Origin of the sequence: Pseudomonas sp. FSL W7-0098, assembly GCF_005930585.1 — a bacterium.
Lineage (GTDB): Bacteria > Pseudomonadota > Gammaproteobacteria > Pseudomonadales > Pseudomonadaceae > Aquipseudomonas > Aquipseudomonas bubulae.
Genome location: NZ_RXHW01000018.1, coordinates 26,072 through 35,874, shown reverse-complemented (window position 1 = coordinate 35,874; position 9,803 = coordinate 26,072). Strand labels below are relative to the sequence as shown.

Annotated in this window: 8 protein-coding genes and 1 tRNA gene; 1 reads left to right on the top strand and 8 read right to left on the bottom strand. The window is 58.8% G+C overall.

Annotated features, from left to right (window positions below):
• The first annotated feature begins 9 nt into the window (after positions 1-9).
• Positions 10-86 (top strand) — tRNA-Asp (locus tag FHL07_RS23285).
• Positions 87-182: 96 nt separating this feature from the next.
• Here the strand turns inward: FHL07_RS23285 and FHL07_RS23280 are convergent.
• The 8 genes from FHL07_RS23280 to rloA form a co-directional block, all read right to left on the bottom strand.
• The gene (locus FHL07_RS23280; RefSeq protein ID WP_138738957.1) at positions 183-2,588 is read right to left on the bottom strand and encodes a TonB-dependent siderophore receptor; all 2,406 of its coding nucleotides are present in this window, start codon (positions 2,586-2,588) and stop codon (positions 183-185) included.
• A gap of 77 nt (positions 2,589-2,665) precedes the next feature.
• Complete coding sequence (locus tag FHL07_RS23275) at positions 2,666-3,652, bottom strand: FecR family protein (RefSeq protein WP_095019620.1); 987 nt, start codon at positions 3,650-3,652, stop codon at positions 2,666-2,668.
• 6 nt (positions 3,653-3,658) lie between these two features.
• Positions 3,659-4,177 (bottom strand): sigma-70 family RNA polymerase sigma factor, encoded by a 519-nt coding sequence (locus FHL07_RS23270; protein ID WP_095003108.1) that lies wholly within the window; start codon positions 4,175-4,177, stop codon positions 3,659-3,661.
• 205 nt (positions 4,178-4,382) lie between these two features.
• Complete coding sequence (locus FHL07_RS23265) at positions 4,383-5,117, bottom strand: phosphoadenylyl-sulfate reductase (RefSeq protein WP_095003109.1); 735 nt, start codon at positions 5,115-5,117, stop codon at positions 4,383-4,385.
• A 68-nt stretch (positions 5,118-5,185) separates the two neighbouring features.
• Positions 5,186-6,529 (bottom strand): aminodeoxychorismate synthase component I, encoded by a 1,344-nt coding sequence (gene pabB, locus FHL07_RS23260; RefSeq protein ID WP_095019650.1) that lies wholly within the window; start codon positions 6,527-6,529, stop codon positions 5,186-5,188.
• Positions 6,530-6,717: 188 nt separating this feature from the next.
• The gene (locus FHL07_RS23255) at positions 6,718-7,701 is read right to left on the bottom strand and encodes an alpha-L-glutamate ligase-like protein (RefSeq protein ID WP_095003110.1); all 984 of its coding nucleotides are present in this window, start codon (positions 7,699-7,701) and stop codon (positions 6,718-6,720) included.
• A complete protein-coding gene (gene rloB, locus FHL07_RS23250) occupies positions 7,701-9,233 on the bottom strand; it encodes an osmotic stress tolerance membrane protein RloB (protein WP_095003111.1) in 1,533 nt (510 codons plus the stop codon). Before rloB ends, FHL07_RS23255 begins: the two co-directional genes overlap by 1 nt.
• A 5-nt stretch (positions 9,234-9,238) precedes the next feature.
• Complete coding sequence (rloA, locus tag FHL07_RS23245; RefSeq protein WP_095003112.1) at positions 9,239-9,775, bottom strand: retropepsin-like aspartic peptidase RloA; 537 nt, start codon at positions 9,773-9,775, stop codon at positions 9,239-9,241.
• Positions 9,776-9,803: the final 28 nt, after the last annotated feature.

The window sequence follows — 9,803 nt, the reverse complement described above, 5'->3', positions numbered from 1 at the left end:
ATGTTACGCGCAGCGGTAGTTCAGTCGGTTAGAATACCGGCCTGTCACGCCGGGGGTCGCGGGTTCGAGTCCCGTCCGCTGCGCCATATTCTGAACACAGGCCCCTTGAACGCTTGTGATCAACAAAAAAGCCTGCTTAGTGCAGGCTTTTTTGTGCGCGGGTGTTTTGTGGTGTGTGGGGTTTAGAAATCCCAGCGCGTGGTCACCATCACATTGCGAGGGTCACCGTAGTACGACGAGTTATAAAAACCGATATTGGTGTAATACGACTTGTCGAATGCGTTGTTCAGATTGACCGTGGCCGACAGGTTTTTCGAAATCTGATAGCGCGCCATCAGATCAACCAGCCAGTACGGGTCCTGGGAGAATTTTTCCACGGTGCCGCCCTTGTTCCAGTTGGTCAGCATCTGCCAGCCGGTGCTCTGCCAGCGAACGCCGCCGCCCAGGGTCAGTTTGTCCAGATCGCCGGTCAGCTTGTAGCTGGTGTACAGGTTGATCTGGTCTTCCGGTTCCCAGGTCGAGACCTTTGTGCCGCCCTGGTCACGGCTGACCTTGTGGGTGTACCCCGCCTGCAATTGCCAGCCTGGCATCAGTTCACCGGAGATCTCTGCTTCGTAACCCTTGGTCGTGGCCTTGATACCCTTGTAGGCGTAGTCGATGTCCGGGTTGGTCGGATTGCCGTTGTAGGCCATGTCCGCTTCAGGACGGTTGTCCTGATGCACTTCAAAGTAGGCCAGGCTTGAATTCAGGCGGCCATCAAAGAACTCGCCTTTCAGCCCCAGCTCGTAGTTGGTGCCTTCATCCGGCTCAAGCATCTTGTTGTCGCGATCGCGGTAATACGACTGCGGCAGGAAAATCTCCGTGTAGCTGGTATAGGCCGAAATATTGTCATTGATGTCGTAGATCAGGGCTGCGTAGGGCAGTACTTTGCCCGTGTCCTTGGCCTGGCTGGTGCCGGTCAGGGTGTAATTGGCCACCCGGGTGCCCAGCATCAGTTTGAGGTCGTCGGTCAGGCTGAAGCGGCCGGTCACGTAGGTACCGGTCTGGCGTGTTGTTTCATCGTTGTATGAAGTGACATTGCCCCAGTCCGGCTCAAGGCTGTTGCCTTTCCAGTTGTAGTAGTCGTAGGCGTTGTTGACCATATTGGCATTGGTATAGTCCTTGCCAGTCCAGTGCGATTTGGACACCGAGCCACCGACGACCAGTTCATGTTCGCGCCCCAGCAGGCTGAACGGACCGGTGGCAAACAGGTCACCGCTGTCGCTGACGTATTCGCCGGTGTATTTGCGGGCGAGCATTTTTGCCAGCCCGGTAGTGGCGTCCGGGTCAAGCAGGGCGCCCAGCGGGGCGTTATAGCCGTTGATCTGGTGGTTGTACTGGCCTTTGACTACCCAGCCGTTGGCAAAGTTGTGTTCCAGGGTTGAGAACACCGTGCGGGTGTATTGCTCCCAACTGCTCCATTTGGCGCCATTGTTGAATGAGCGCGGGGTGCTGATCCGGTCACCTTTGGAGTTGAACAGTGATGCGCTACCTGACCAGCTGGAACCTTTGGGGTTGTTGTCCTGATAATCGGCACCCAGGGTCAGCAGGGTGTCGGGGCTCAGATCCACTTCAAGAATGCCGTAGTAAACCTCGCTGTCACGCTTGTAGTGATCCATGAATGAATGCTTGTCCTGGTAAGCCGCCACGGCCCGGCCACGCACATTGCCGCTCTCGGTTAATGGCCCGCTGACATCGATTTCGGAGCGGTAGTTTTCCCAGGAGCCTGCGCCCACATCGATATGGGCCTTGAATTCGCGGGTCGGTTTTTTGCGCACCATATTGATGGTACCGCCCGGTCCGCCAGCGCCGGTGAGCAGGCCGGTTGCGCCTTTCAGGATTTCGACCCGGTCATAGATGGCGGTGTCAGTCAGGGTGTGCCCGGCCGAGTACTGCGGGTCTTGCAAGATGGGGATGCCGTCGTACTGGAAGTTCTTGATCGCAAAACCACGGGAGTAATAGCTGGTGCGATCGCTGTCATAGGTGGCCACGGTGATGCCGGGGGTGTGGCGCATCACGTCATCGATGGAGTTCATGCCGAAATCGTCCATGGCCTGGCGGGTCATCACGGAAATGGACTGGGGGGTTTCCCTTGGCGTCAGCACCATGCGTGTTGCTGTCGCGATGGAGCCGGGGGTGTAGGAACCGGTGCCTTCGGTGATAGTCCCGAGCTGGTTGGCGCTGACCTGGGTGGCGCCCAACTCCAGTGCGCCGCCTGCCGCGGGCAGGGCGTCGAGCCTGTAGCCGTTGGCGCCTTTGACCATGGTATAGCCGCTGCCCCGCAACAAGGCTTCGAATCCGTCATGTTCGTTGTAGGCACCCTGCAGGCCCGGAGTCGACAGGCCTTCCAGGTTGCTCGACTGAAAAATGATCGCCACGCCGGCTTGTTGCGCGAAGCGGTTCAGTGCGTTGCTCAGCGGGCCTGCGGGTATGTCGTAGCTCTGTACGGCTGCAGTTTGTGCCTGGGCAGTGGCGGCGTATGCCACGCCAGCCGCCGACGCAACGATCAAGTGAATCGCCAGCGCAAGGGGTTTGTAGGAGGTCAGCATGGAAGACGTAGTCCTTTATGAGTCGTTGTTACCTACCTTGACGGCTGACTCGACAAAAGCGGAACGAATGGGAATTATTATTTTTCAGGGGTGTGCAACTGGCTGATCACAACCAGCCAGGGTGTGTAGGTTTTGATCTGCAGGGGCAAGGTGTCGGCGATCAGTTGCAACGCCCGGTCGGTATCGTCCAGAGGCAGTACAGCCGAGACGCGCAGGCCGGCCAGGGTGTTGCGATCAAACTGCAGGTGCCCGCGTCGATGGCGGGAAATTTCATCAAGCACCTGTGGCAGCGGCTGATCTTCAACCACCAGTTGATGGCGCTCCCAAGCCTGATCGATGCTGGCCGGGGAGATGCTGCCAGCCAGTTCGACCGAGCCCTGGCGAATCAGCGCCCGGGAGCCTGCACTCACCTCCAGGGTTTGCTGCTCGTTCGCGCTTTGCGCGGCGACGCGAGACTGCAACATGCTCAATACGGTGGTGTCACCCTGGCGCTTGACTACAAAGCGGGTGCCCAGGGCGCGCATGCTGCCTTGGGCTGTTTCCACGAAAAATGGCCGGGCGCTGTCATGGGCGACGTCGACCAGTACTTCACCTTGCAGTAGTTCAATGCGCCGCGCCTGGCCGTCAAAATGTACATTGAGCGCGCTGGTGCCGCTGAGGGTAATGCTCGAGTTGTCGGCCAGGCGCTGTGTTTTCCAGTCATTGGGGCCGGTGCTGATATCGGCCAGCCATTGCTCGGGATAATGGCTTTGCACCAGCAGGGTGGCCGGCAGGGCCAGGCAGCCGGCAATCAGCAGGGCGCGCAAGGCATGTTTGCGTCGGGTGACTGCCTTGCGCCCGGCAAATGCGGCATTGAGCGCTGCCTTGGCTGGCGTCGACTGCTGGCGCAACGCCTGTAGGCGGTTGATGACATCTTGCATGCGCCGGGCTGCGGCGGCGTGTTGCGGGCTTTGCTGTTTCCAGCGCTCGAATTCCAGGCGCAAGCCCTCGCTGAAACCTTCCTCGTGCAGGCGAAGGATCCATTCGGCGGCTTGTTCGTCTATTGAATCGGGCTGTTCGGGCATGCGGGCTCAGGTGTTCAGGCTGTGGCTGCAATGCAGCAGGGCCTGGATAAGGTACTTGCGCACGGTGCGGTCAGACAGGCCCAGTTGCCGGGCGATTTGGCACTGGGTCAGGCCGTCCAGGTAATACAGCACAAAGGCCTGGCGGGCTTTGTCCTGCATGCCTTCGAGAATAAAGGCGATCTGCTCCAGGGCTTCCAGGGTGGTAAGAATTTGCTCGGGTGATTGATAGCCTTCGAGTGCCTCGGCGGTCAGCGCAAGTTCTTGCAAGTAGGCGTTTTCTATCTGTTTGCGGCGCACCTGATCGATGATCAGGCGGCGTGCCGTGGTGCTCAAAAAGGCCCGGGGCTCGCGCAGGGTGGCTACCGACTCGCGGGCATTGAGAATTCGGGCGAAGGTGTCCTGGGCCAGATCGGCGGCATTTTGCGCGCAACCGAGCTTTCTGCGTAGCCAGCCAAACAGCCAGCCGTGATGCTCGCAGTACAGTTCGGTAATAGCGCTCTGGTAGGACGGTTCACCCGAAGACATAGGACGCTGCCTAAATGTTATTGAGAATAATTACCAATTCTCAGCGAAAGTCCGGGGTAAACGCAAGGCGGGCGATGAAATGAAGCGGTCACTTGCAACTGTGGGAGCGGGCTTGCTCGCGATGGGATCGCCTCGGTGTGGCAGGTACACCGCGTTGTATCCATCGCGAGCAAGCCCGCTCCCACAGAGTGTGGAGGCGGGTGTTTTAGTTCTTCGCGATCAAATTGCCGGCATGCAGCCCGCATTCTTTTTGCGTGGCTTCTTCCCACCACCAGCGGCCTTCGCGCTCGTGCTGGTTGGGCAGTACCGGACGGGTGCAGGGCTCGCAGCCGATGCTGATAAAGCCGCGTTCATGCAGGCTGTTGTAAGGCAGCTCCAGCATGCGGATATAGCCCCAGACTTCCTCGCTGGTCATTTGTGCCAGCGGGTTGAACTTGTACAGTGTGCGCTCGGGTGTGGAGAACGCGCCGTCAATTTCCAGGGCGGCAACCTGGCTGCGGGTGCCGGGGCTCTGGTCGCGGCGCTGGCCGGTGGCCCAGGCCTTGACTGTCGACAGCTTGCGTCGCAGCGGCTCGATCTTGCGTATGCCGCAGCATTCGCCATGGCCGTCTTTATAGAAGCTGAACAGGCCTTTCTCTTTGACGAAGGGTTCGAGCTTGCTTTGATCCGGCGAGATCAGCTCGATCTGGATCTTGTAATGTTCACGTACCTGTTCGATAAACCGGTAGGTCTCGGGGTGCAGGCGGCCGGTGTCGAGGCTGAACACCTTGACGTTCTTGTTGAGCTTCCAGGCCATGTCCACCAGCACCACGTCTTCGGCGCCGCTGAAGGAGATCCAGAGTTCGTCGCCAAAATGTTCAAAGGCGAGTTTGAGAATATCTTGCGGGGACTTGCTGGCGTATGTCGCGGCGAGTTCGGCGACGTCAAACGGATGGCTCATCAGGCGGCTTCCTGCAGTGAATGGCGCTGGGCGCTCTCTAGTCTCGTGATCTTAGCAAAAAGCGCGGGCTACAGGGTTTGCAGTGTATCGAGCAGTACCTTCACTTTGGTGATGGATTCCTGGTATTCATCCTGCCAGTCGGAGTCGGCCACAATGCCGCCGCCGCCCCAGCAACTGATGCGCCCGTCCTTGACCAGCAGGCTGCGGATGGCGATGGAGCTGTCCATTTCGCCGCGCACGTCGAGGTACAGCAGAGAGCCGCAGTAAATGCTGCGTCGGGTGGGTTCCAGCTCGTCGATGATCTGCATGGCGCGGATTTTCGGGGCACCGGTAATCGAGCCGCCCGGGAAGCTGTCGCCAATCAGGTCCAGGGCGTCTTTGCCATCGGCCAGTTCGCCGATCACGCTGCTCACCAGGTGATGGACGTTGGGATAGCTTTCGAGTGTAAACAACTGCGGCACGCTCACCGAACCGGTGCGGCAGGTGCGCCCCAGGTCGTTGCGCAGCAAATCGACGATCATCAGGTTTTCTGCGCGATCCTTGGGGCTGGCCAGCAGTTCGGCGGCGTTGGCTGCATCTTCGCGGCTGTCTTTGCCCCTTGGGCGGGTGCCTTTGATCGGTCGGGTTTCCACTTGATTCTGACTTATCCGTACAAAGCGTTCAGGAGAGAGGCTCAGGATCGCGTTGCCGCCCGCCAGGCTCATAAAGCCGGAAAAAGGTGTGGGGCAGGCCGCGCGCAATGCGCCATAGGCACTCCAGGCATCGCCCTCGCACTGGCCGCTGAAGCGCTGGGTGTAATTGACCTGATAGCAGTCGCCCGCCTGGATATACCGATGGATCTGTTCCAGAGCCTGCTGGTACTGGCTGGCGCTGATATCCGGTTGCATCGGTTGCTTGAGATTGAATGGCTTGTTGTGCGACGGGGCAGGCTGGCTGAACAACTGGATCAGGCGCTGGCGCTCTGCTGTTTCGAGGCTTGGGTGAAATACAAGCTGGCTGGTGGCTGCATAATGGTCACTGATCAGCGCCCAGGCATACAGGCCCAATTGCGCTTCGGGCAGGTGCAGGTCATCCCGGGCGTTGGCGGGCAGCTGTTCGAGTTGTCGGCCAAAGTCGTAACTCAGGTAACCGATCAGACCGCCAGCAAACGGCAGTTCGTATTCGTCCGGGAGGCTGGCAGCGCCCAGTTGCTTGAGGCCTTCACGCAGGCGTTGCAGAAAGTCGCGCCCCGACTCGTCTGGCTGCAGGGTCAGTTCTGCCTCAGGCCATGCGCTCATCAGGTCAAAGCGACCACGGTCTGCAGTGGGGCGGCCACTGTCGAGCAGCACGGCGCCGGGTGCATTGCGAATGGCCGAAAAATAGTCGGCAGGGTTGGCGAGGTAAGGCAGCGGGTGTACGGAGCAGGTCAACATGCGCAGCAAATCAGCCATCGGAGCGGGGGGCTGATTGTAGTCCTGTGCAGGGTTGCAAATCTATGCGGCTTGTGGGAACTGCGAGAACTGTGGGAGCGGGCTTGCTCGCGATAGAAGTGACGCGGTTTAGCAGGTAAAACGCGTTGATAGCATCGCGAGCAAGCCCGCTCCCAAAGGTGTGAAAACGCTTATTCGGGCGGGTGAATATGGCCGAACAGTTCCTGGGCAAAGCGCACGCGCTCTTCCGGTGTTTCCTTGATGCCTTTGGCGGCCAGTTCTTCGAGGTGGGCCTCGACTGCGTGGGTGCGCAGGGTCAGGCCACAATCGTTGGCAATCTGGATATTCAGCCCCGGACGGGCGTTGAGTTCCAGAATCAGCGGGCCTTTATCCTGATCGAGAACCATGTCCACGCCTATGTAGCCCAGGCCGCATAACTCGTAGCAACCGGCCGCCAGCTTCATGAAACCGTCCCAGTTGGGCAGTTGCACGCCGTCCACCGCGTTGGTGGTGTCGGGGTGCTTGCTGATGATGTTGTTCAGCCAGGTGCCACGCAGGGTCAGGCCGGTGGCCAGGTCGACGCCAACACCGATGGCGCCCTGGTGCAGGTTGGCCTTGCCGCCCGATTGCCGGGTAGGCAGGCGCAGCATGGCCATTACCGGGTAACCCATCAGCACGATGATGCGGATATCCGGCACGCCTTCGTAGCTGATGCTTTTGAAGATCTGGTCCGGGGTTACCCGGTATTCGATCAATGCCCGGTCCCGGTGACCACCCAGGGAGTACAGGCCGGTGAGGATGCTGGAAATCTGATGTTCGATCTCTTCATGGCTGATGATCTTGCCCGAGACGGTACGGAAGCGGTCTTCGAAGCGGTCCGCGATCACCAGAATGCCGTCACCGCCCGCGCCTTGTGCGGGCTTGATCACGAAGTCGTTGCGGTCACCGATGATGTCATCCAGCTTTTCGATTTCTTTCTCGGTGGAAATCACGCCGTACATCTCAGGTACGTGAATGCCCGCTTTGATTGCACGTTCCTTGGTGATGATCTTGTCATCCACAATCGGATACAGGCTGCGTTTGTTGTACTTGAGTACGTAGTCCGCATTGCGCCGATTAATGCCCATGATGCCCCGGGCTTCCAGGGCCTTCCAGGTCTTCCAGAAGCCGAACATCAGGAGTCAGCCTTCAAGAATGCTTTGAAACGCACCAGTTCGGTCAGTCGGTAGCCACGATAGCGACCCATTGCCAGCATGAAGCCCACCATGATCAGCAGGATCGCCGGGAAGGTGAACACGAAGTACACCAGTTCCGGCACGCTCATGACCAGATACGCCAGGGTGGCTGCGAACAGGGTGCCGATCGCGACCTTCATGGCATGCCCGCCACCGCGCTCTTCCCAGGTGATCGACAGGCGCTCGATGGTCATCGTCAGAATCACCATCGGGAACAAGGCGACTGAAAGCCCGCGCTCCAGACCCAGCTTGTGGCTGAACAGGCTGATGGCCGCGATCAGGATAACGACAAAGGTCAGTACTACAGACAGGCGTGGCAGCATCTGCAGCTTCAAGTGTTCAAGGTAGGAACGTAGCGTCAGCCCAAGTGCGGTGATCACCGTAAAGAGGATGATGCCGAAGCCCAGTTGGGTCTCACGGAAGGCCAGGGCAATCAGTACCGGGGTGAATGTGCCCAGGGTTTGCAGGCCGATCAGGTTGCGCAGAATCAGGATCACCAGTACCCCGATCGGGATCATGACCATGATCATGAAGGTTTGCTGGGTCTGCAGCGGCAAGCCGTACAGTGAGTATTCGAGGAAGTTGGCGTCGGTGTTTTCGTCGGTCAGCTTGGCCAGGCGAATGGCGTTCATTTCGCTGTTGTTCAGGCTGAAGGTAACGTTGGCTTTTTTGCCGCCATCGACGGTTACCATCGGTTCGTCGCCGATCCACCACAGCAGGCGGTCGGATGGCAGGCCCTGTTCGCCGGTTTCCGGGTTGAAGTACAGCCAGTCGTTGCCGTTAAAGCTGCGCAGCCACAGTTCCGGGGTTTGCGGCTGATCGGCTACCAGGCGGATGGTGTGGACTTTTTCCATTGGAACGTGGGCAATCGACAGCAGCAGCTCGATGATTTGTGCCTTGTGCGCAGTCGAAGGATCACCCGCCAGCAGCAGTTTCACGTTGTCATCATTGGCATTGCTGACGCGCTTGATGGTTTCGCTGATAAAGGTTTCGACATCGGCCGAGTGCTGGCGGATAGGTGCAAGCAAGGCTTCGGCGGCGATTTTTTCCGGGCCTTCCACGGCGATGCTGTCGCGGAACACCGGGCCTTTGACCTTGGTCTTGTCGCCCGAGTAGCGCTTGGTCAACACCAGGCGGTAGTACAGGGTTTGCTTGCCACTGACCCGGCGTGCCGACCAGGTGACCTTGCGGTTGCCGTCAACCCGGTTGACGCTCACCCCGTAGTTGTTGGAGATAAAGCTCTCGTTGAGGCTGACGTAGTCGCGGTTAAGCGGCGGCACGAACATCTGGATCTTGACCGGGTCTTTGGAGCTGGCGACGAACTCGACCTTGGCGTCGATATTCCACAAGTCGTCCGTGGCGTCTTCGGTCACAGGAATGCCGAGGACGAAAATCTGATAGGCCGTAATCGAAATGCCCAGCACCACAAGAATGGTGATCAAGATTTTCAGGTGAAGGGTAAGAGCGCGCATTTCAATTACTCTGCGGTTTGAGCGTTGGCGACGCAGGCAGGTTTGCCAGCAGCGTATTTAAGGCTTGGGTCGACCAGCGCATCAAAGCGTTTGAGCGCTTCGGAGCCAATCAACAGCGGGTATTGGAACGCACTTCTATCGGTCAAGTTCACTTCGATGGTGCGTAAAGCCTTGCCCATGCAGATTTCCAGGGAAATAACCGGGCGCGAGGTGTAGTTCTTGTCGGACTCAGGATCGTAATCACCCGAGCGTCGCTTGATCTTGCTGACACGGGCCAGCGGGCGTTCGATGGGGTGCGAGTGGGCATCATCGATGGCCAGGTAAAAGCGTACCCAGCTCTCGCCATCACGCTTGAAGCGCTTGATATCTCGGGCGCTGAGCGAGGCGGTCTTGGCGCCGGTGTCGAGTTTGGCCGCCACCTGCAGGTCGATACCTGCCAGTTCAGCGTATTCGTTGAGGCCGTACACGGTTTTTTCGCCAGCCAGGCTCAGGCCGGGTATGCACAGCAGGAAGGCGAGGATATAGAGGGGAAGCAATTTCATAAATCGAAGCACGTCTCTTGCAATCTTC